Source organism: uncultured Shimia sp., from assembly GCF_947493595.1.
Classification (GTDB): Bacteria; Pseudomonadota; Alphaproteobacteria; order Rhodobacterales; family Rhodobacteraceae; genus Shimia.
Map to the genome: position 1 here is coordinate 330,541 of NZ_CANLRL010000001.1, position 19,216 is coordinate 349,756.

A 19,216-nucleotide genomic window follows, 5' to 3' on the forward strand; every position below is an offset into this window, starting at 1 on the left:
GGCCACCCAGCCTGTTTTAGGCGCCCCAGGTGTCGCTGAGGCGGTAGCCTGCGGGCCAAGGATCGTCCGGGTCCAGCATGTGCTGGTGAATGCCAGTTACCCAGCCACGACCGGAGATTTCCGGCACGATTGCAAGTCGGTCGCCAACGGTTGTACTTTCTACGATGCGGCCGGAGAAGCGCGAGCCAATGATGGATACCGCTTCAAATGTCTCATTGGGTTTCATCAGGCCTTTCGCGGCCATAAGCGCCATGCGGGCGGAGACAGCTGTGCCAGTGGGGGAACGGTCTACTTTGCCGGGCTGAATCGCGACGGCGGACTTGCCGGTGAGGCCGGTCTCTGTGCGGGAGAGCGGGCCGCAAAAAGCGCAGAAAGAGATGTGGTCCCAGTCCGGGTTTTCCGGATGCGTGAAACCAAGTTGGTCGTTTGCAGCGTTAGTAATGGCCACACCCAGCCGCGCGATGTCCTTTGCCTCGTGCTCAACAATCTCAAAGCCAAGCGCCTGCGCGTCGACAACCACAAAGCTGTCGCCGCCATAGGCGGTGTCCACCGTGATTGTGCCATATCCCGGCACCTCAAGTGGCACGCCAATCTTGTCGGCAAAGCTGGGCAGGTTTTGCACAAAGATACGCTGCGCCTTGCCGTCTTTGCATTCGGCGCGAACTTTGACCAAACCGCCGGGGGCCTCCAGCGTCATATGGGTTTCCGGTTCCTGCATCGGGATGATGCCGCCATCCAGAAGCACAGTGGAGACGCAGATCGAGTTGGAGCCGGACATGGGCGGTGTGTCTTCGGGCTCCATGATGATCCAGGCGGCGTCGGCCTCTGGGTGCTTGGGCGGCACAAGCAGGTTCACGTGGCGGAAGACGCCGCCACGTGGTTCGTTTAGGACGAAATTCCGCAGGGTTTGATCCTCGGCGATGAAGCTGCGTTGCTCCCAGATGGTGTCGCCCGGTGGCGGGGTCACACCGCCGACAATCACGTCGCCCACTTCGCCTTCGGCATGGGCGGAGATGACATGTATGGTTTTGTTGCTGCGCATTAGGTGGTCCTTCAGCGGTAGGTGGCGACGGGCTCGCCAAGAGCGTCAAACACAGGTGTGATGCCAAGACCTCGGGTGTCCGGCGCGGTCATGCGGCCGTTTTTGCGTTTCGGTGCACCCTCGGCGATGGTGACTGTGCCGTAAGAGTTGAAGTCTGTCGCGGAGAAAGTGAATTCCGCAGGTGTGGAACGGGCCAAATGAGCAATGGCTGCGGTGGTGATGTCGCCGCCCCAGGTGTCTTCAATGGTCATAGGGATGCCATGCGCGACGCAGAGGTCACGCATCTGGCGGGCTTTGGTAAGGCCGCCGACTTTGGAGATTTTCAGATTGATGGCGTCCATCGCATCCTCTGCGATGCCTTTCACCAGAGTGTTGGGTGTGTCGATGACCTCATCCATCACAAACGGCAGGGAAGTGCGGCGGCGGATGGAGACACTCTCCTCATAGGTCAAGCAGGGCTGCTCGATGTAGACGTCGAGATTGGACACGGCGTTCACGACGCGGGCAGCTTCGTGGCGGGTCCAGCCAGTGTTGGCGTCTGCCACCAACTGATCGGTTTTCTTCAGCACCGCGCGGGTGGCGTGGATGCGGTCGATGTCGTCATTGGCTTCGCCTCCCACCTTGAGTTGGAATTTGGTGTAGCCTTCGGTGGCATAGCCTTCGATTTTCTTGGCCATGACGTCCGGGTCTTCCTGACTGATGGCGCGGTAGAGCACCACGTCGTCCTGTGCGGCGCCACCCAGCAGAGTGTAGACCGGCAGTAGGGTGGCTTTGCCCAGCAAGTCCCAGCAGGCGATGTCGACAGGGGCCTTGGCGTAGGGGTGACCGCGCAGAGCGGCGTCCATGGTGCGGTTAATCGCACCGATGTTAAGCGGGTCCTGACCAATCAGGTGGGGAGCCAGTTCGGCAAGGCCTGCGCGCACGCCTTTGGCGAAAGAGGGCAGATAGGCGGAGCCCAGCGGGCAGCATTCGGCATAGCCTTTGAGGCCTTCATCCGTGAGGATTTCCAGCACGGTGCTGTCAAAGACTTCGATGAAATTGCCGTTGGACCAGTTGTAGCGGCCTTCTTTCAGAGGCAGGTCCACTTGGTAAACGTTGAAACCGGTGATTTTCATTAGGGCGCTCCTTTCAGAAACGGGTGGCCGCATAGGCGGTGAGAGGAATGGCGGGTGTTGCGTTGTCCACGAGGTCCGCGATCAATTCGGCGGTGCCTGCGGATTGGGTCAGGCCGAGGTGGCCATGGCCAAAGGCATAGAGGATGTTTTTGCTACGGGCGGAGTGGCCGATGACGGGCAGGCTGTCAGGCAAGGAAGGACGGAAGCCCATCCATTGTTTGCCGTTGGAGGTGTCTAGCGCAGGTATAAACTTGGCTGCTTTTTGCAGCAGTGTGTCGGCGCGTTTGTAGTTGGGTTTGAGCGTGAGCCCGCCCAGTTCCACCGCGCCGCCGACGCGCACACCGCCGTTGATCTTGGTCACAACAAACCCGTGACCGCCAAAGGTCAGGTGGGTGCGCAGCGGGAAGGCACCAGCGGGAAGCGTGGTATTATAGCCGCGCTCGGTTTCCAGCGGGATCTTGTCGCCCATAGTATGGGCAAGGTGGTGCGACCAAGCGCCCGCGGCCACAATCACTTTGGGTGCGGCGATGGGGCCGTTGTCTGTGTGCACTACGGCCGCGCCGTCATGACATTTCAGCGCGTGAATGTGTGCGGTGTCAATGCGTCCGCCGAGGGTGAGAAACGTGTCGGCGAGATGCTGGGTCCACGCTTGTGGATCAACCGTGTTCATCCATTCCGGCGTAAAGACCGCATGGGTGAACCGAGGGTCGAGGCCGGGCTGGATCTCTGCGATGGCGTCAGGGCTTTCGAGCATTTGAAAGTCGATGCCGTGCGCGCGGCGCAGCTCCCAGCCGGGCAGGCTGGCGCGGAACTCTTTTTCGCCTTCATAAAGCTGCAACTGGCCCTCGCGCTGCATCATGTCTTCGCCTTTTGTGGCGGTGATCTGACGCTCCAATGCGGCGCAGGAATGGGTCATCAGCCGGGTTTGGGCATTCACGGAGGCGGTGTAGCGGTCTTGCCAGCTAGCGCGCCAGAAGCGGAGCATCCAAGGGGCGATTTTCAGAGCGTAGGCAGGTGGGATCGACAGGGGGCCGAGCGGATCAAGCAGCCACTTGGGGGCTTTGCGCATGATGCCGGGGGTTGCGAGCGGGACAATGTCGGTAAAGGCAAAAGCGCCTGCGTTGCCCTGTGAGGCTTCCGCCGCAATGCCCGCGCGATCCAGAACACGGACCTGATGGCCGCGGCGTTGCAGTTCCAATGCGGTGGAGATGCCGATGATGCCGGCGCCGATGACGATGATGTCGTTTGTCATGCCTGTGACCTGTCGTGAGAGGGAGGGACCGGACAGGCACGGGGCGGGATGTCTGTCCGGAAGGCGCTAATGCGCGATGCCGTGTTTGAACGGGTCTTCGGTTTCAAACAGGATGGTGCTTTGGGCCGTGACAAACGCCTGTCCTGTGATGGAGGGGATCACTCCGCCGTTGGGACCGGTCTGGTATGACAGCGTGTAGGGGCTGCCGATGACGCTGTGCTGCACGATCTCTTCTCCTGGCGCCAAACGATTGTCCGCAGCCAAACAAGCCAGTCGGGCCGAGCTGCCTGTGCCACAGGGCGAGCGATCGTAGGTGTCGTCCGGGCAGAGCACGAAGTTGCGGCTGTGAACGCCTTTTTCCGGAGCTTTGCACTGAAAGATCACGTGGTCGATTGGCTCTCCGTTCTCCCCGCCAGCACCAACTGCGATGGCGGCCTGACGGATGGCGATGCCCATGTCGGTCAGGGCCCGAATGTTGCCGATGTTGACCGGCAGCGGGCTGGGATCGAGAATGAAGAACCAGTTGCCGCCATAGGCCACGTCGCCTGTGACCGCGCCGTAACCGGGCACGTCCACGGTGACCTGTTTGCGTACGCGTCGGCTTTCGACGTTGCGCACGGTCACGGTGTTGGCGTCGCTGAGTTCCACCTCCACCACGCCCGCCGGGGTTTCGATACGATGCACGCCGGGTGTGATGCGGCCCAGATGGGCCAGTGTCACAGTGAGGCCAATGGTGCCATGGCCGCACATGCCAAGCACGGCGCCCATGTCAAAGTAGATCACTCCGGCCACACAGGTGGGGTCCACGGGTTCGACCAGAAGCGCGCCGACCATGGCGGGTTGGCCACGCGGCTCGCGCATGACGGAAAGATAGAATTCTTCATGCTCGGTCGCGAGGCGCTCGGCGCGCTCCGCAAGGGAGCCGGTCCCCAGATCCGGCCCCCCGTCCAGGATCACCCGTGTGGGCTCTCCTCCCGTATGGCTGTCGATCACATGCATTCAGCGATGACTCCGCCTTGCTTGGACCAATCGGCAAACCAGGTGCGAAACAGGCTGTATTGCGCCTCGCAGTAGTTGCGCTGGGCGTCGCTCAGAACGTCGGTCTCGTTGAAGTGCAGGCGGTATTCCTCTTCGCCGTTCAGCACGAGCAGGTACTTGTAGTAGAGCACCAGATCGGTGCCTTCATCAAAGCTGGCCAGAACGCCAAAGGCCTCTTCGAGTTCCTGTGCGCGTTTGCGGGCCTCGGCGTGACCTGCGGCAGCTTTCTGCGACAGGGCGGCGAGCAGCAGGGCTTCTTTGGGCAGAGCGGTGCCGATGCCAGTGATGGAGCCGGTGGCGCCACAGTTGACAAAACCGTGGTAGACTTCGGTGTCCACTCCGACCATCAGGGTGACCTGATCGTCTTGCGAAGTGATGTGCTCTGCGGCGTAGCGTAGATCGTCTTTGCCGCCGAACTCTTTGAAGCCAATCAGATTTATGTGCTCTGCGCGCAGGGCGAAGAACAGATCAGCCTTGGTGGCAAAGCCATAGACCGGGCTGTTGTAGATGATCGCTGGCACATCTGGTGCGGCCTCAAGGATGGCTTTGAAGTGGTACTTCTGCGCCGCCATGGAGGAGCCACGGGACAGCACACGCGGGATTACCATCAGGCCAACGGCGCCAACTTTTTGCGCGTGTGCGGCGTGGGCAACGGCGGATTTCGAGTTGATGGCGCCGGTGCCAACCACCACGGGGATGCCCGCCTCAACCAGGCGCTCCACGCCGGTCATGCGCTCTTCGTCGGTCAGCAGGGGCCAGTCGCCCATGGAGCCGCAGTAAACAACGGCGGACATGCCCGCTGCGATCATGTCGTGGCCTTTTTTCACAAGCGCGTCGTAGTCGGGGGTGCGGTCGGCTTTGCACGGGGTCATGAGGGCCGGCATGGTGCCGGAGAAGATGTTTTTGGTCATAGCTTTTGCCTTTTTGGTCTTGCGTGCGGGGTTAGCGCACGTTGGCGAGGAATTTTTGGGTGTGTTCAGATTGCGGGTTGCCGAAGATTTGCTCCGGTGGGCCGATCTCTTCCATGACGCCTTGGTGGAAGAAGGCGACGCGGTCGCTTACGTCGCGGGCAAAGCCCATCTCGTGGGTGACGCAGATCATGGTCATGCCTTCTTCGGCCAGCATGCGCATGGTTTCGAGCACTTCGCCGACCAGCTCGGGGTCAAGCGCGGAGGTAGCTTCGTCAAAGAGCATATACTCCGGCTCCATCGCGAGGGCGCGGGCGATGGCAAGGCGTTGCTGTTGCCCACCGGAGAGCGCTGACGGGTAAACGTCGAGCTTCTCGCCCAGGCCTACGTGCTTGAGCTGTTGCGCGGCAATCTCGCGGGCTTCGGCTTTGGATTTGCCCTTCACGATCTTGGGTGCCAGGGCGACGTTTTCCAATGCGGTCAGATGCGGGAAGCTGTTCCATTGCTGAAACACCATGCCCAGTTGCTGGCGCAGCTTGTTGATGTCGGTGCCTTTGGCATGCACGTCGGTGCCGTCCACCATCACGTTGCCCTGCTGCACGGGTTCTAGCCCGTTGATGCAATAAAGCAGCGTAGATTTACCGGAGCCAGACGCGCCGATGACGGAGAGCACTTCGCCTTTCTCGACGTTCAGGTTGATGCCTTTGAGCACATGCAGAGAGCCAAAGTATTTGTGCAGGTCATGAATTTCGATCATTGGGCCCACTTTCTTTCAAGCGACGCGGCATAGCGCGAAATTGGGTAGCTGAGCGCGAAGTAGAACGCGCCAGAAATTGTGAGGATGAGGAAGGGTTCCTGTGTCCGGGTGATCAGGATCTGGCTGGCTTTGAGCAGCTCGACGTAGCCGAGCACGGAGACCAGCGCGCTGTCTTTCATCACGCCAAGGGCAACCCCAACCCAGGCCGGGAACACGGCGCGGCCCCCAATGGGCAGCACCACATAGCGTAGATCTTGCCAGTAGCTCATACCCAGGCTGCGTGCGGCGCGGCGCATTGGCGGTTCCACAGCTTCGATCCCGCCGCGGGCGACGTTGGCCACAAGCGCAGCGGTGTAGATTGTCAGGATCACGACGCCAGAGGCAAAGGGATCGAGGTTGAGGCCAACAATGGGCGCGAAGTTATAAAACAGCACCAGTTGAATGATCAGAGGCACAGAGCGGAAGACGTCCAGGACGGGGGCAACGGTCAGGGCTGCGGCCCATTTGCCTTCGTACAAGATCCAGCCGAAGATCACGCCCAGCACGGTTCCGATGGAAATCGACAGGACCGAAATCCACATGGTGCGCAGGGCGGCTTCGCCGAGAAACAGGAGGTCTTTGGGAGCAAAGCCGCTGAAGAAGCTTACAGAAGGTTCCATGGGGCGCTCCTCAGTACCGGAAGAGCCGGGCCGCCAGTAGGCGGGAGGCTCCGAGGATGAGTTTCACGATCACGTAGTAGATGACCGCGGTGACGGCGAAGTATTCAAAAATCCGGAAGGTGCGGGAGGCAAAGAACTGCGTCTCACCAGAGAGTTCGCGGAAGCCCACCAACATGCCGAGAGAGGACATGAGCACAGCCCAGACCATCTGGTTGGTGATTGGGTGGTAGACGATGCGGAACACCTGCGGGATCACGATACGGGTGTAGGCCTGCCACGCGGTCATGCCGAGGCTGCGCGAGGCGCGGACTTGTGTGTCAGGAATGGCCTGAAAACCGCCGCGAAAGTTCTCCGCCAGATAGCCGGCGCAGTTGAAAGTCAGGCCCATGAGCACAATCATGTAAGGCGAGAGGTGCAGGCCAAAAGAACCGAGCCCAAAGCCAAAGAAGAAAAGCTGAAACAGGGCAGGGGTGTTGCGCGCCAGTTCGACCCAAGTGGAGGCGATCCAGCGCAGCGGGCCGCGCATGTGCAGGCGGATCAGCGCAAGGCAGAGGCCGATGACGATGCCAAGGATCATGGCCAGCACTGCCACCTGCAAGGTCAGCAAAGCCGCCTCAAGCAGGTCGGGCAGGCTTTTCATTACCGGTCGCCAATGGAAGTTGTAATCAAACATGTGGTTTGTTCCCGTGGCCCCCGTCCAGCTTTGGCAGGACAGGGGCGGGTTTTAGGGAGTGGTGGATCAGTACATCACGCCGGGGATGCGCAGCTCTGGCGCTTCGCCACCGACGTATTTGCCCCACAGCTCGGAGTAGCGGCCGGAGCGCACCTGGTGGGTCACAAACAGGTTGAGGTAGTTCAGCCAGGTCACGTCTTCTCGTTTGCCCACTACGGAGGTGTAGTCAGTGGTCCAAGGCATGCGTGGGCCGGCCACAATGGTGTCGTACTGCTGCGTGATAGGCAGAACGGCGGTGTTGGTGGTGATGCCGATGTCAGCTTTGCCCTGTGCTACAGCCAGGAAGACTTCGTTTTCGGATTGGTAACCCTGATAGTTGCCTTCTTCGCCCCATTCAGCGGCGATTTTCAGCCATTCTTGCTCTGGCACGGTGCCGATGGCAGCAGCGACTCGCTTGCCGCGGATGTCTTCAAAGGTTTCGATGCCGCTGTCTGCGTTCACCACGCCTTGGGCGTAATAGATGGCGTAGGGAATGGTGAAGCCAACGGTGCGCGCGCGAGCGAGGCTGTCAGATGTGGCGCCAAACACCACGTCGGCGCGTCCGGTGACGATCACTGGCAGGCGTTCTGCCCAAGTCACTGGCAGAACTTCGGCTTCTACTTCCAGCGCGGCAGCGAGGTCGTTGCAGTAGTCAACGTCGTAGCCCGCTGGTTCGTTGTTGGCATCGCGATAGCCGATTGGCGGGAAATCCAGAACCACGCCACAGCGCAGGGTGCCGCGATCAACGACGTCATCAAGGGTGTCCGCTTTGGCCGGAATGGCCGCGAAGGTGGTGAGTGCCGCGATGGCAGCAAGTTTCTTAAGCATAGGGTCCTCCCAAAAGTTGGTGGGTCGAGTGCTAAGGGAAATTGGATACAAAATCCAATATAAAATTTGCGCATGTGACTAACGGTGCGCATTGGATTGGGATGGATTGGATTTAACGCTTTGAAAATTCGCCATTATTTACTGTGAAGGGCGGATTGGGATTTTGGGGTCTTAGGTGAGGTGGGCGTCCATGGAACGGGGTGATGAGGCCGAAGCCGCAGCCCAAAGCTGCCTGCTGGCGCGATTCCTTGGATCACCGCGTCGGCTTGCTTATGGTGATTGTGCCCGGAGATGATTTGGGGATATTGTATCCAAAAAATCACGCATTGCGTTGAAACGAGAGTTTTCAGGAGATCAGAATGTCGAACCTGTCCGAATACCGCCAAGTGGCGCGGGATCTGAATGTGGATGCTGTGGCGCTGGTGCCGGGGCCAAATTTCACCCGCGCATTTGGCAAGCCTTTCATGAGCCACGAGCGCCCGTTTCTGGCGGTGATCCCGGCAGAAGGCACACCCGCAGCGATTGTGCCTAACCTGGAATTGGGCAGCTGGGCGCTGGTGGATTTTGACGGCGCGGTGTTTGATTGGCGTGATCAGGATGGCTACGACGCGGCTTTTGCCGCGATCGCAGAGCATTTGAAAATTGGCTCATTGGCCGTGGAGGGCCAAGTGATGCGGGTGTTTGTGCAGGTTGCCTTGGCGAAAGCACAGCCGGATTTACGGATCGTGGATGGCGAAAAGGCGATTTCCGGACTGCGGGTGATCAAAACCGAAGCAGATGTGGCCGCGCTGCAATCCGCAATTGATGTGTCTGAGCGCGCTTTGACGCATGTGTTGGATGGTGTGCGGATTGGGCAGATAGAAAAGCAGATCGAGAGCGCATTGATTCAGGCGCTGTTTGCCGAAGGCGCGGATGATCTGGCGTTTTCCCCCATCGTTGTGGCGGGCGATAACACCGCGCGGCCACATGGCAAGGCGCGGTCCGACTATGCAGTCCAGGCAGGTGATGCGCTGCTGTTTGACTTTGGCGCACGCAAAGACGGGTTTGCGGCGGACATCACGCGCACCGTGTTTGTGGGCGATGTAAGCGATGAAGGGCGGGCGGTTTATGAGACTGTTTTGGCAGCCAATATGCGTGGCTTTGAGGTGACGAAACCTGGGGTGACTGCGCATGAGATTGATGATGCTGTCACAGGTGTGTTGGAAGCTTCCCCCTTTGCGGATCGCATTCGCACCAAGACCGGACATGGACTGGGGCGCGAGGTGCATGAGGCACCCTACATCATGCGTGGAAACCACGAAGTCATCCGCGAAGGTATGGTGTGGACCAATGAGCCGGGGCTGTATGATCTGGGCAACTTTGGTGTGCGGATTGAGGACGATATGCTGGTCACGGCCGATGGTGTGCGGGCGTTGACGTCCTTTCCCAAAGAGTTGCTGATTGTGGGGCGCTGAGACGCGTCCCATTCTGTAACGCCTTAAGTTGTAGAGATAATCCAGTCCGGTTGAATGCCGGACTTTTGGATGTAAGGCGTGACGTCGAAGCCTTTGAACAGGCCATGATCGGTGATCAGGATGCTGCCGATGTCCGCTGCGGCCCCGCCAAGCACGTCGGTGTGCAAAGTGTCGCCGACCATTGCTATGCGATGGCGGGGGAGGCCGTCCAGACGCGCTAGTGCGGTGTCAAAGGCGTTGCCGTAAGGTTTGCCATAAAACGCAGCATCTGCCCCGGTTTGCGCAACGATGTCATGGGCGATCATGCCAGGCTCGATAGTCAGGCCGTCTTCCCGCGGGGCTACGAGGTCCGGATTGGCGATCACAAGTGGGCGCGGATTGGCTTTGAGGGCTTGGCATAGCGCCGTTGTGTTCGTGCCCTCCCAGCGCGCGGTTGAGAGGAATAGGAAGCCGCCAGCTGTGTTTAGGAGTTCTGGTTGGGCGATGAGGTCTTCGAGGCTGGCGTATTCCGGGGCATCGCTGAAGTCATCTCCTTTGTCAGAGATAGCAGCCCAGACTTTACCGTCTGCCAGCGTGGGCAGGTTTGCGAAGGCCACATCGCGGCTAGAGACCACTTCGTCTGCGGTGAAGTCAAAGCCAAGGCGATGGTATTTGGCGAGGATTTCCACACGGGTGTAGCTGGCGGCGTTGGTCAGCACGATCAGCTGTTTGCCTGCGGCGCGCAGGTCTGCCATGCGCTCAACGGCGCCTTCGATGGCGGTTTCGCCTCGGTTTAAAACACCAAAGGCATCCAGGATATAGGCGTCATAATGCGCGGTTGTGTCGGTGAGGTCTTGGCCAGTTTGGTACGTGGTCGGGAAGGTTGCGGACGGCAGCGTGTCGCGCAGGCTTTCGTAGCGGTCAAACGCCGTTTGCGTGTCGATCATAGATAGGGTCCGGAAAGAAATGGTGGCCGAGGGTGTCGTCCGCCGTTGTAAGGTCAGTGGATTTTCTTACGCAAGTAGGAAGAGACCATTTCGCGAAAGACCACCCGTGCGAGGATGGTGAGCAACACCATGGAGACCTCCGGCCGCTTGAAGGTGTCGATTGCCCCTTGCAGGCTGATGCCAATGCCGCCCAAGCCGACAATGCCGACAACGGCAGAGGCGCGCGGGTTGCTGTCGCGCAGGTGGATATCAAGGCCCACGAGACGGGGCATGATTTTCTGGAAGACTGCGTTGGCCAAGGTAGCTGATTTGATTGGGGAGACGAGTTTTGCTCGCCAACCACTCGGCAAATGAGCATGGCGGGTTTGAGGGGTATTTTGGTGCGGCTGCGTGACGTTTTGGGTTCGCTGAGAAAATGACGGGCAACCGATCAGATGGGGCAATGCTTTTCATCTCGGGTTACATGGCCACGAAAACAAAAAGTGGCCCCTAACAAACCAGGGCCACTTCAAAATCCCGTTCCACAGCGGATCTGGGACCCGCAGTCAGCCCTATAGGAGCTTTTAGCCCAGCGCGATGCCAAGATCCTCGAAATGATCTTGGACATCAGCGATGCTGACTCCCTCAAAGGTGATCGAGTCATTTGAGCCGATGTTAAGAACTGCGTTGCCATTAACTTCGGTCACCAAGTCCAAGCCAAATGTCGCCGCAAAAGCCAGATTGTTCGCCAGCCAGGTTTGCGAGTCCTGACCGCCAATGATCAGGTCATCAATACCCAGCTCGAAGTCGGTAATGACGACGTCGGAACTCTTCTTGTGGGTCTGATAGACAAATTCGAATGTATCGGCACCGTGCCCGCCGGTCAGAATATGGTCGCCGCCTTTTTTGAGGCGCGCCACGATGAGGTCGTCGCCAATACCGCCATCGGCAGTTGACGTGTGATCACCGGTGTTGACCGTATCATTTCCAGTACCACCGGACAGAGTGTTGAAGCCTTTTGTTCCAAAAATGAAGTCGTCGCCGGATCCGCCATTAATTGTGTCGTTGCCGTGATCGCCAGCGAGGTAGTCATTGCCCCCGGCGCCATTCAGGAGATCGTTGCCTTCTCCGCCAAAGACATCGTCGTTGCCATTGCCGGCGTTGACGATGTCGTTGCCGGAGCCCCCCAAAATGTAGTCTTCGCCGCGGCCGCCAAAAATGACGTCATTTCCGCTGCCACCATTGATTGTATCATTGCCACGATCACCGCTGAGTGTGTCGTTGCCCGCATCACCGGCGATCTCCGCGGGTGTGAATCCTGTTACAGTGATGACGTCGTCGCCATCGTTGCCAGAGATTTGAAAGCCTGTGTAGGCGCCTGGGTAAGTGAATTCATTGACCAAAAGGGTGTCAGCCAAATGGGTTCCATCAATGATCAAAGTTGGCATTATTAGATCTCCTCAAATGCGAAAAAGCTTAAAGAGCAAAGTAATTTGGTTGTGTATCTAAAACCGGTACCAAAATTTCGATCAGAAGTCGCCTAAAGTTTGCCACATTTTGTTAGTGTGACAATAAGTTTCCAAGGCGGGAGCACTTTCAAGCGCGGCTTCGCCGAAAGGGTTCGGTAGGGCGGGCTAAAAGGAAATCAATGTTCACTGATGTCCGAGGAAGTGGCTGGGGTGGTAGGAACCCTTGCGTCTCGATGAAACGCATCGGCTTTCCCGAACCAACTCAAAAACTGGGGCACTTATTGGGGCACTTTTGCCTGTCCGCGTCCCGATCTCTTGGCCCGTCCTGAAACCACGGGGGCGGCAAGCATTCAGCGACGGACATCGCCAATAACTCCATCTCATGTAGCTGACCATCCGCCTCAGCAATCTCTCTCAGCAGCGCCACCGCTCGCTCACGGACTAGCAGTCCTTGCTCTGTCTGAACCGTCTGAGGCCCTCGGTAAGCTCCTGGAGGGTCAGTTGGTCGAGGCGGTCTAGGAAGAGAGTGAGGGCAGCATCAACGAACACGGGATCGTACCCCCAGTTCTCAATGAAGTAACCGCGAATAACGTCTAGCTCCTCTTCAGAGACCTCACCATCCGCAGCGGCAACCTTCAGGCTGAGCGGGGCGATGAGATCGAGTTGTGGCGTTAGATTTCCGAGCCACAAAATATTGATTCACAACAGCTATGATGCTACATAACTTTTAGGCAATCCCGCCGTCCGGGGCCATCGTGCCCCGTAACATAGGTCCATCGTGACCAGTGGAGAACTTTACATGAGCATCAAGCCATACCGGTTTGAGGTGTCTGAAGCGCGCAGCGTTAAGCACCCAACACTACCTAACATCCTCAAGCACACTTTTCTCGTTCCAGCCCACCTTTTCCCAAAGGGTGTTCCGAGCGGTGCCAACCTGCGCGACCCAGTCGGAATGAACCGCCAAGTGTACAAAGACGTTAAAGCGAGCCTTGAGGGGAAGGAAGCACTTCCTGGAACTTTTGACCTTCTTAATCTCGGTATCACCATTATTGCAGAAGACGTGAAGGTTATCGATAAGCGCGTTTTCGACGTAATGATTGACGATGAGTATGGGATCGCAAATGGCTCTCATACAACGCAGATCATTTATGATTGCCAGGATGACGACTCGATCGCTGAAGGACAGCATGTCGAAGTAAAGATAATCACTGGGCTTGAAGGTGGTGATAACCATTCTCTACGGGTGGATATTGCTCGAGGTCAAAATACTGGCATCTCCGTACAGCCTCGTTCCATTTTCGAGTTGGACGGAGCTTTCAATAGCATCAAAGCCATCGTGGTGGATGAGGATTGGGCTGATGACATTGGCTACAAAGAATCGGACAAAAAGGACATTGACGTTCGGGAACTCGTAGCGGTTCTGGAGTTGCTGAATGTAGTTGATTTCCCAATCCGCGACACAAAGCACCCAATTCCAGCTTATGAAAAGTGGTCGACTCCCTTGAACAAGTTCGGTGACGACTACAAACTCAACCGCGCAACACCGGACAATCGAAAATATGCCATTTTTGAGCCTCTTCTTCTCGAAGCGTTAGAGCTCTACGATCACATTCGTCGGGACTTTTTACGTGTTTACAATGAAACTGTCGGTGGGCGTGCAGGTAACTTGCGGATAGTTGAGAAGGCTCCTGCAAGCAAAGGGCGCTTTAAGTTTCCATATGCCAAGCTGGACGAGCACGAACAGCGCCTCACCAAAGGTGCCGCATATCCAATCTTGGGGGCGTTTCGGAACTTCGTAAAAATTAACGAAGAAACTGGGATGGCAGAATGGCAAGGTGGCTTTGAGAATGTTCTGAACTCTTGGCGTGACTTGGCCCCTGAACTAGTTGCGGAAACCAAGCAAGCCATAAAAGACATCGGCAATGCCCCTGACTCTCTTGGTAAAAACCGAAATCACTGGGCCAACTTGTTTAAGACTGTCCGGCTGCATGTGATGGAGCAGCAACTGGATGCGATGGGTTGAGGGGAGTGTGGTCATGAAAAGCCAAGAAAACAAGGTCCTAATCAAAATCGGCAAACATTTCGAGGCAAACGCTAGCGGTAACTTTGCGGTGTTTGTTGTGTGCTTTGCGATCGTAGTTCTCCTAGTTACAGGAGTGCTATTAGAGTGATTGTCGTTGGCGATCGGCGGCTGTTTCAATATTCCACTTGAATCGCAACTTTGGCATGATGACAACTCGCTCGAAATGATCTGCTTGCAGAGGCCGCCTCAGGTCCAAAAAAGAGCACCCTTGCGTATCTAAAATAGAAACAACGTAAGGAGATACATCATGAAATCGTTTTGTACCCTCGGCGATGCCGCCGGGGGTTTTCTTATGAGCGCACCACCGCGTTCAGTGTTGACCGCGATCCTCTGGCTTGGGGCTCGCACACATCCCGCCGTGTCGATGATGTTGATACTGGTCTTCCTAGCCGCCTGGATAAAGGGCGCAAGTGATGGCTGAGCTCACGCTCCAACCCGACGACATCGTAGTAATTCGCGCAAGCGACGATTGGCCCGAACATCTGTTTCGGGTCGATTTCGTTTTTGACGACTGTGTGGGTGGCTACTCGATCACTGGACCTTTGGCGGGGGAGTACGGCGAGCCGGAGTTCGACCTCATTCTCAGGGTCCACCATCGCGGTGGCTAACCGCTCTTTCCCAAAACAGAAAAGGAGGAGACACATGTCTGCTCATATCAAGTATGCGTACTTGAAGGGTCACACATGGCTCTATCGACGCAACTGGCCCAAGGACGTGGCGATGGTCCTTGGTCAGCAAGCCCTAAAGCAACCGCTGAAGACCAACTCAACTAACACCGCTCGCACAAGAGCCGCTGAGGTCAATCTTCGTTACGAGAGGACAGTCTCTGAGGTGCGGGATCGCTCTGAGGAGGCTCTCTCTGTGCCTGAGCGCAACGCTACCTCTCTCGATTGGGAAGCAGCATCGGGAACTGCTCTCGACCACCTACGGGCCACTCTGGAGCTCTCTGGGCAACTGGGTGAACGGTCGCGGTTCGAACGTCGGACACCGCGAGAGAAGATCTCAATTCAGGATAGGGGTACTGTCTACTTATCTCGAAGGTCCAACGAGCTACGGCCCGGTGGGTTTAAATCGGTTCGCTACTCTGTTGGGTTGTTTCTCTCGAAGTATGGCGATCGGTCCCTGTGCAGCCTGACCAGAGCTGAGGGGCGCGAGTTCCTTGGTTTGGTGGCTCAACTCTCTCCGGTCATTGGTAAGTCGGAGAGAACCAGAGGGCTATCGCTGGATCAGTTGGTGACCTTCTCCGCTCAAGGAACGGCTCGAATCACTACGCGAACTCAGAAGCGGATTTGGGCTCAGGTCAACGCCTTCATCGATTGGACAGTCTACGAAGGTCATCTTGAGCAGAACCCGTTCAAGACGGTCTTGTTCGATCAGAAGATCAAGCCACAGCCTTATGCCGTTCCAACGGACGGGGAAGTGGTTCAACTTCTATCCACCAAGGATGATGTCTTACGTCCGGTGATGCTGACCTGTCTTTTGACGGGAATGCGTGCTGGAGAGGCGATTGGTTTGCTCCGAGGGGATCTAGTCTCAAAGGGAAACCTCGGCGGCTTCATCCATGTGCGACCCAATGACCTTCGGTTGCTCAAAACCGATGCGGCTGAACGGCAGGTCCCGATGCATCCGGTGCTGGAGGAGGTGTTTCGCTCACTGCCAAGCGAAGGACCTCTGTTCCCTGAGACCAATGTCGAGCAGGTAACCAAACGGTTCGCCCGTTTACGGCAAGCCAAGAAGTTGGATCGGCCTCGTCTGGTGTTTCACTCGACGCGCAAGTGGTTCATCACCCAATGCGAACGCACCGGTGTGCCAGAACACTTCACGGCAAGCATCGTTGGCCATAAGTCTGCCCGGTCCGAAAACGGGATCACCTACGGCATCTACAGCGCCGGTATCTCGGATGAGCAAAAACGGGGTATCGTGGATCAGATACGTCTTCCCAAGGGCGTATCACCATGATCGTTCCAGACATCGACGCATTCGAAGAGAGGGCCGCTATCGCTGAACACGATGGCGGTCTTTCTCGTTTGGAGACGGAGAACTTTGCAGCACGAGTTCAGGGCTTTGATAGCGCTGAGGCTTACTGGCAGTGGCTCGCAGACTACGTAGTGACCCGAAAGGTGCCCTAAACTTACCCCGGCTGGCTTCGTGCTGGCCGGGGTTCACTTCTCTTTTTTTCTTGCCGCTTCAAAACTACGCGGGTGAAGGCCTCAATCTGTGGCTATAGTGGGATCACTGAATTTAACCTTAGGATTTCCCATGCTCAAACGAAGCATTCTCTCTATGTCATTGCTTTTATCCACACAATCGATTGCCTACGCATCTAATGTCGAGGCTCTGTTGTGTCATTTTGGAGAACAAGAGATTGGGCTTATTTTCGCGACCGGCTCTGATCAAAAGAAAGGGTTTATCAATGAATTCCCTGTGGAAGTCATGTACTTGAATGACGGTGTTACCCTTGTCGATGCTAATGCACAAACCATGGTACTCATCAAAGAGATGCGCGATCGAATACTTGCTGAAGGTTTATTTCGAGGTCGCGTTGTCAATGGTGGCTGCCTCGACTTTGGCGAACAACTGCTTGCAACTACGGAACTTTTATTGCCTGCAATCGTAGACGAGTTAACTAACCAATCGGGTCAGCTTAAATTGAAATTGGAAGAGAAAAAGGCAGTCATTAATGGACTAACTGCAGCGGTAGACGAGGCTTCAACAGAGCTAGAACTGGCCAAAGCTAGAGTTGATGAACTGGAGGGGCTATCCGCTGCAGTAATACTCGCCAACGAAGAGGCAAATAGACAATGCGGCGAGAAAGAAAACACGCTAACTGCGCAAGTCGAAGCTCTGTCAGCTGAGAACTCCAGACTTGAGAGAAGTCGCAACACACTTCGAGGATGGGTTGCCGAACTGGAAAAGAAGAGTGAGTGCAACTGAAAAAGCCGCCCTGTCTCTCTTCCTAGACCGCCTCGACCAACTGACCCTCCAGGAGCTTACCGAGGGCCTCAGACGGTTCAGACAGAGCAAGGACTGCTAGTCCGTGAGCGAGCGGTGGCGCTGCTGAGAGAGATTGCTGAGGCGGATGGTCAGCTACATGAGATGGAGTTATTGGCGATGTCCGTCGCTGAATGTTTGCCGCCCCCGTGGTTTCAGGACGGGCCAAGAGATCGGGACGCGGACAGGCAAAAGTGCCCCAATAAGTGCCCCAGTTTTTGAGTTGGTTCGGGAAAGCCGATGCGTTTCATCGAGACGCAAGGGTTCCTACCACCCCAGCCAACAATCCGAACATCAGTGTTTATTAATCTTCCAGGCCCTCTAGGCATCAAAAATGCCCCTAAAAGTGCCCCTGCTTTAGGCTCTGTCTGAGTATAGTCAGCAAGGCCAACGATAGAGATAAGTAATGATGGCGCAGGATAGAGATGCGGAGAAGCCCGGAAGCTCCCCCGCCTTGCATAATCATCCTCCCAAACCCAAAGAACGAAGATAAGAAACTCTCTCTCCGAACAGCCTCTGACGGATACGATACTCAGAGCAGCGGTCCCGATGACGGAACTCGATATAGTCTGCTACCAGCTCCGGACTATCCCGCTCCATCTCATCCAGACCCTGATAGTTGTTGGAGAGAGCTACTTGCCTCCCAACCTCGAACAGGCAGGCGCCCCGCATGACCGTCTTCAGCATGTTGGCGTGGCGGTAGTTGATGAGGAAGCTGTCATGAACACACAGAACTGGGATTTGCCTCTTCGTTAGGTAGTTGATGACACGAGACGCAATCCGACTGTCGATGTTCATCAAGCGAATACCCTGATCCGAGCAAAGACCATCCGCCAAGAAAGGATGTTTCTCCGAGAACGCATCAAGCACCCGAAGCAACTCCTTGTTGGTCATTGACTTCTCCTCCGAACCCACAGGCGCATCTTGACGAAACGCCTTGCAGGCTGTGCCTCGGTCACGGGCATTTAGAGCCATAAGAACAAGAGACTTCACCAGCTTTCGCTGGCTCGGCGCATCAAGCCCTGTAACCAAACCCTCAGGAAGCTCATATGGGTCTCCAGAAAGATCAACTCCTTTCTCTGCCGCCAAGATCGCCACGTGAAGAGCCTGATAGTCCACCTCAACAGTTGGCTCATCGTCTAAGTGAATCCGCTTCCTGAATTCGGAGCCAACACTCTGCCACCATCCGCCATAGAACCGACCGCCAGACCTCCAGTCAGAACGATTGAAGATGCGCCGGACATGGTGATCCCAGCCGCAGATCGGAACTCGATTCAGTTCACCTTGGCGCGGACCAGACTTGATTGGTCGCTGAATGAACGTCTCAACCTGATCCGGAACATCGATGAAAGTCCGAGCGAGCAGTTCGTTGTAGGCCTTCAGATCTGCCCGGATGGCTTTGGTAAAATCTGTGTCTTGGTATTCAGCCTCTTTTTTGCGTTCATCATGCAGCACAACACTCTCTTTGCTCGGAAACACAAAAATGTGCTCCCGACCAAATTTGGCTTTCCGAAATAGCTTACGAAGAGGCTCCGCTGCGATGATCCGTGCGGTTCGGTTGGTCTTCGCTCCTGAACCTGCGAAACTTCCCTTTGAAAGCTCTATATAGCCTTGTTTCGCCAGCCTATGAACCAATCTCGGGATTATCCTCGAAAGGCCAATCGCGTTGTACCTAGAGTTAGTGTTCCAAGCTGTGTTGGACAGATGAACCCCTATCGAAAGCTTAGGGTCCGTTTTCCAAGCAACATAGAGATCAAGGATCAGAACTCTCAATTGACCGCGATAGTTAGTCTTCGGACGAGCTCCCCCTCGTGGTTTGCTGCATGGCGAGAGATCCAAGCAACTTTTCTGCCAAATATGCTCCACCGTTTTCCCAATCTCTGAATGCTCCGAATACACGTGAACATCGAGTGGTCGCGAATACGAAGGGTCGAGCCCCATTGTGATAGGCTTGGTGCTTCTGTTTCTTGATCCGTTTCTTTCCATAGATCATTTCCTGACCT

20 protein-coding genes and 1 pseudogene are annotated in these 19,216 nt (G+C 56.5%); 7 read left to right on the forward strand and 14 right to left on the reverse strand.

Annotated elements, in window-relative coordinates; genetic code table 11:
• Positions 1 to 16 precede the first annotated feature (16 nt).
• From Q0955_RS01655 to Q0955_RS01695, 9 genes are all read right to left on the reverse strand, one after another.
• Positions 17 to 1,042 carry a proline racemase family protein gene (locus Q0955_RS01655; protein ID WP_299419085.1) on the reverse strand — a complete coding sequence of 342 codons (1,026 nt, stop codon included), beginning with the start codon at positions 1,040 to 1,042 and terminating at the stop codon, positions 17 to 19.
• An 11-nt stretch (positions 1,043 to 1,053) separates the two neighbouring features.
• A complete protein-coding gene (locus Q0955_RS01660) occupies positions 1,054 to 2,157 on the reverse strand; it encodes a cis-3-hydroxy-L-proline dehydratase (RefSeq protein WP_299419087.1) in 1,104 nt (367 codons plus the stop codon).
• Between the two features lie 13 nt (positions 2,158 to 2,170).
• A complete protein-coding gene (locus Q0955_RS01665; protein ID WP_299419089.1) occupies positions 2,171 to 3,409 on the reverse strand; it encodes an FAD-dependent oxidoreductase in 1,239 nt (412 codons plus the stop codon).
• 66 nt (positions 3,410 to 3,475) lie between these two features.
• Complete coding sequence (locus Q0955_RS01670; RefSeq protein ID WP_299419091.1) at positions 3,476 to 4,408, reverse strand: proline racemase family protein; 933 nt, start codon at positions 4,406 to 4,408, stop codon at positions 3,476 to 3,478.
• Positions 4,399 to 5,358, reverse strand: a complete 960-nt coding sequence (locus Q0955_RS01675) for a dihydrodipicolinate synthase family protein (protein WP_299419093.1) — start codon at positions 5,356 to 5,358, stop codon at positions 4,399 to 4,401. Before Q0955_RS01675 ends, Q0955_RS01670 begins: the two co-directional genes overlap by 10 nt.
• Before the next feature lie 31 nt (positions 5,359 to 5,389).
• Positions 5,390 to 6,112 (reverse strand): amino acid ABC transporter ATP-binding protein, encoded by a 723-nt coding sequence (locus tag Q0955_RS01680; RefSeq protein ID WP_299419095.1) that lies wholly within the window; start codon positions 6,110 to 6,112, stop codon positions 5,390 to 5,392.
• Positions 6,109 to 6,771 (reverse strand): amino acid ABC transporter permease, encoded by a 663-nt coding sequence (locus Q0955_RS01685; RefSeq protein WP_299419098.1) that lies wholly within the window; start codon positions 6,769 to 6,771, stop codon positions 6,109 to 6,111. Before Q0955_RS01685 ends, Q0955_RS01680 begins: the two co-directional genes overlap by 4 nt.
• Positions 6,772 to 6,781: 10 nt before the next feature.
• Positions 6,782 to 7,411, reverse strand: a complete 630-nt coding sequence (locus Q0955_RS01690; protein ID WP_299419100.1) for an amino acid ABC transporter permease — start codon at positions 7,409 to 7,411, stop codon at positions 6,782 to 6,784.
• 99 nt (positions 7,412 to 7,510) lie between these two features.
• Positions 7,511 to 8,311: a transporter substrate-binding domain-containing protein gene (locus Q0955_RS01695; protein ID WP_299419102.1), complete on the reverse strand. Its 801-nt coding sequence runs from the start codon at positions 8,309 to 8,311 to the stop codon at positions 7,511 to 7,513.
• 359 nt (positions 8,312 to 8,670) lie between these two features.
• Here Q0955_RS01695 and Q0955_RS01700 point away from each other — a divergent pair, with 359 nt between their 5' ends.
• Positions 8,671 to 9,765 (forward strand): Xaa-Pro peptidase family protein, encoded by a 1,095-nt coding sequence (locus Q0955_RS01700; RefSeq protein ID WP_299419104.1) that lies wholly within the window; start codon positions 8,671 to 8,673, stop codon positions 9,763 to 9,765.
• A gap of 23 nt (positions 9,766 to 9,788) precedes the next feature.
• On the opposite strand, the gene Q0955_RS01705 is transcribed toward Q0955_RS01700, so the two are convergent.
• The 4 genes and pseudogenes from Q0955_RS01705 to Q0955_RS20855 form a co-directional block, all read right to left on the reverse strand.
• Positions 9,789 to 10,691, reverse strand: coding sequence for an HAD family hydrolase (locus Q0955_RS01705; RefSeq protein ID WP_299419106.1), 903 nt, complete (start codon positions 10,689 to 10,691; stop codon positions 9,789 to 9,791).
• A gap of 53 nt (positions 10,692 to 10,744) precedes the next feature.
• Positions 10,745 to 10,927 (reverse strand): annotated as a pseudogene (locus Q0955_RS01710) (phosphonate ABC transporter, permease protein PhnE); the annotation flags it as partial.
• Positions 10,928 to 11,254: 327 nt separating this feature from the next.
• Positions 11,255 to 12,118 (reverse strand): calcium-binding protein, encoded by an 864-nt coding sequence (locus tag Q0955_RS01715; RefSeq protein ID WP_299419108.1) that lies wholly within the window; start codon positions 12,116 to 12,118, stop codon positions 11,255 to 11,257.
• Positions 12,119 to 12,580: 462 nt separating this feature from the next.
• Positions 12,581 to 12,829, reverse strand: coding sequence for a TerB family tellurite resistance protein (locus Q0955_RS20855; RefSeq protein WP_366140642.1), 249 nt, complete (start codon positions 12,827 to 12,829; stop codon positions 12,581 to 12,583).
• A 109-nt stretch (positions 12,830 to 12,938) separates the two neighbouring features.
• Here Q0955_RS20855 and Q0955_RS01720 point away from each other — a divergent pair, with 109 nt between their 5' ends.
• The 6 genes from Q0955_RS01720 to Q0955_RS01745 all read left to right on the forward strand — a co-directional run bounded on the left by Q0955_RS01720 (position 12,939) and on the right by Q0955_RS01745 (position 17,156).
• Positions 12,939 to 14,162 (forward strand): AIPR family protein, encoded by a 1,224-nt coding sequence (locus Q0955_RS01720; protein WP_299419110.1) that lies wholly within the window; start codon positions 12,939 to 12,941, stop codon positions 14,160 to 14,162.
• Between the two features lie 307 nt (positions 14,163 to 14,469).
• Complete coding sequence (locus Q0955_RS01725) at positions 14,470 to 14,643, forward strand: hypothetical protein (RefSeq protein WP_299419112.1); 174 nt, start codon at positions 14,470 to 14,472, stop codon at positions 14,641 to 14,643.
• The gene (locus tag Q0955_RS01730) at positions 14,636 to 14,830 is read left to right on the forward strand and encodes a hypothetical protein (protein WP_299419114.1); all 195 of its coding nucleotides are present in this window, start codon (positions 14,636 to 14,638) and stop codon (positions 14,828 to 14,830) included. The genes Q0955_RS01725 and Q0955_RS01730 overlap by 8 nt, the downstream gene beginning before the upstream one ends.
• Before the next feature lie 34 nt (positions 14,831 to 14,864).
• Positions 14,865 to 16,181 (forward strand): DUF6538 domain-containing protein, encoded by a 1,317-nt coding sequence (locus Q0955_RS01735; RefSeq protein ID WP_299419116.1) that lies wholly within the window; start codon positions 14,865 to 14,867, stop codon positions 16,179 to 16,181.
• Positions 16,178 to 16,351 carry a hypothetical protein gene (locus Q0955_RS01740; protein WP_299419118.1) on the forward strand — a complete coding sequence of 58 codons (174 nt, stop codon included), beginning with the start codon at positions 16,178 to 16,180 and terminating at the stop codon, positions 16,349 to 16,351. Before Q0955_RS01735 ends, Q0955_RS01740 begins: the two co-directional genes overlap by 4 nt.
• Before the next feature lie 130 nt (positions 16,352 to 16,481).
• Complete coding sequence (locus Q0955_RS01745) at positions 16,482 to 17,156, forward strand: hypothetical protein (protein WP_299419120.1); 675 nt, start codon at positions 16,482 to 16,484, stop codon at positions 17,154 to 17,156.
• 519 nt (positions 17,157 to 17,675) lie between these two features.
• Here the strand turns inward: Q0955_RS01745 and Q0955_RS01750 are convergent.
• Positions 17,676 to 18,668 (reverse strand): hypothetical protein, encoded by a 993-nt coding sequence (locus Q0955_RS01750; RefSeq protein WP_299419122.1) that lies wholly within the window; start codon positions 18,666 to 18,668, stop codon positions 17,676 to 17,678.
• Positions 18,669 to 19,216 lie beyond the last annotated feature (548 nt).

Coding starts and splice junctions, on each gene's coding strand:
- Q0955_RS01680 (WP_299419095.1), bottom strand. CDS start 6,112: ATGATCGAAATTCATGACCTGCACAAATACTTTGGCTCTCTGCATGTG.
- Q0955_RS01720 (WP_299419110.1), top strand. CDS start 12,939: ATGAGCATCAAGCCATACCGGTTTGAGGTGTCTGAAGCGCGCAGCGTT.
- Q0955_RS01670 (WP_299419091.1), bottom strand. CDS start 4,408: ATGCATGTGATCGACAGCCATACGGGAGGAGAGCCCACACGGGTGATC.
- Q0955_RS01715 (WP_299419108.1), bottom strand. CDS start 12,118: ATGCCAACTTTGATCATTGATGGAACCCATTTGGCTGACACCCTTTTG.
- Q0955_RS01665 (WP_299419089.1), bottom strand. CDS start 3,409: ATGACAAACGACATCATCGTCATCGGCGCCGGCATCATCGGCATCTCC.
- Q0955_RS01735 (WP_299419116.1), top strand. CDS start 14,865: ATGTCTGCTCATATCAAGTATGCGTACTTGAAGGGTCACACATGGCTC.
- Q0955_RS01660 (WP_299419087.1), bottom strand. CDS start 2,157: ATGAAAATCACCGGTTTCAACGTTTACCAAGTGGACCTGCCTCTGAAA.
- Q0955_RS01690 (WP_299419100.1), bottom strand. CDS start 7,411: ATGAAAAGCCTGCCCGACCTGCTTGAGGCGGCTTTGCTGACCTTGCAG.
- Q0955_RS01740 (WP_299419118.1), top strand. CDS start 16,178: ATGATCGTTCCAGACATCGACGCATTCGAAGAGAGGGCCGCTATCGCT.
- Q0955_RS01675 (WP_299419093.1), bottom strand. CDS start 5,358: ATGACCAAAAACATCTTCTCCGGCACCATGCCGGCCCTCATGACCCCG.
- Q0955_RS01655 (WP_299419085.1), bottom strand. CDS start 1,042: ATGCGCAGCAACAAAACCATACATGTCATCTCCGCCCATGCCGAAGGC.
- Q0955_RS01695 (WP_299419102.1), bottom strand. CDS start 8,311: ATGCTTAAGAAACTTGCTGCCATCGCGGCACTCACCACCTTCGCGGCC.
- Q0955_RS01730 (WP_299419114.1), top strand. CDS start 14,636: ATGGCTGAGCTCACGCTCCAACCCGACGACATCGTAGTAATTCGCGCA.
- Q0955_RS01705 (WP_299419106.1), bottom strand. CDS start 10,691: ATGATCGACACGCAAACGGCGTTTGACCGCTACGAAAGCCTGCGCGAC.
- Q0955_RS01725 (WP_299419112.1), top strand. CDS start 14,470: ATGAAATCGTTTTGTACCCTCGGCGATGCCGCCGGGGGTTTTCTTATG.
- Q0955_RS01745 (WP_299419120.1), top strand. CDS start 16,482: ATGCTCAAACGAAGCATTCTCTCTATGTCATTGCTTTTATCCACACAA.
- Q0955_RS01685 (WP_299419098.1), bottom strand. CDS start 6,771: ATGGAACCTTCTGTAAGCTTCTTCAGCGGCTTTGCTCCCAAAGACCTC.
- Q0955_RS01700 (WP_299419104.1), top strand. CDS start 8,671: ATGTCGAACCTGTCCGAATACCGCCAAGTGGCGCGGGATCTGAATGTG.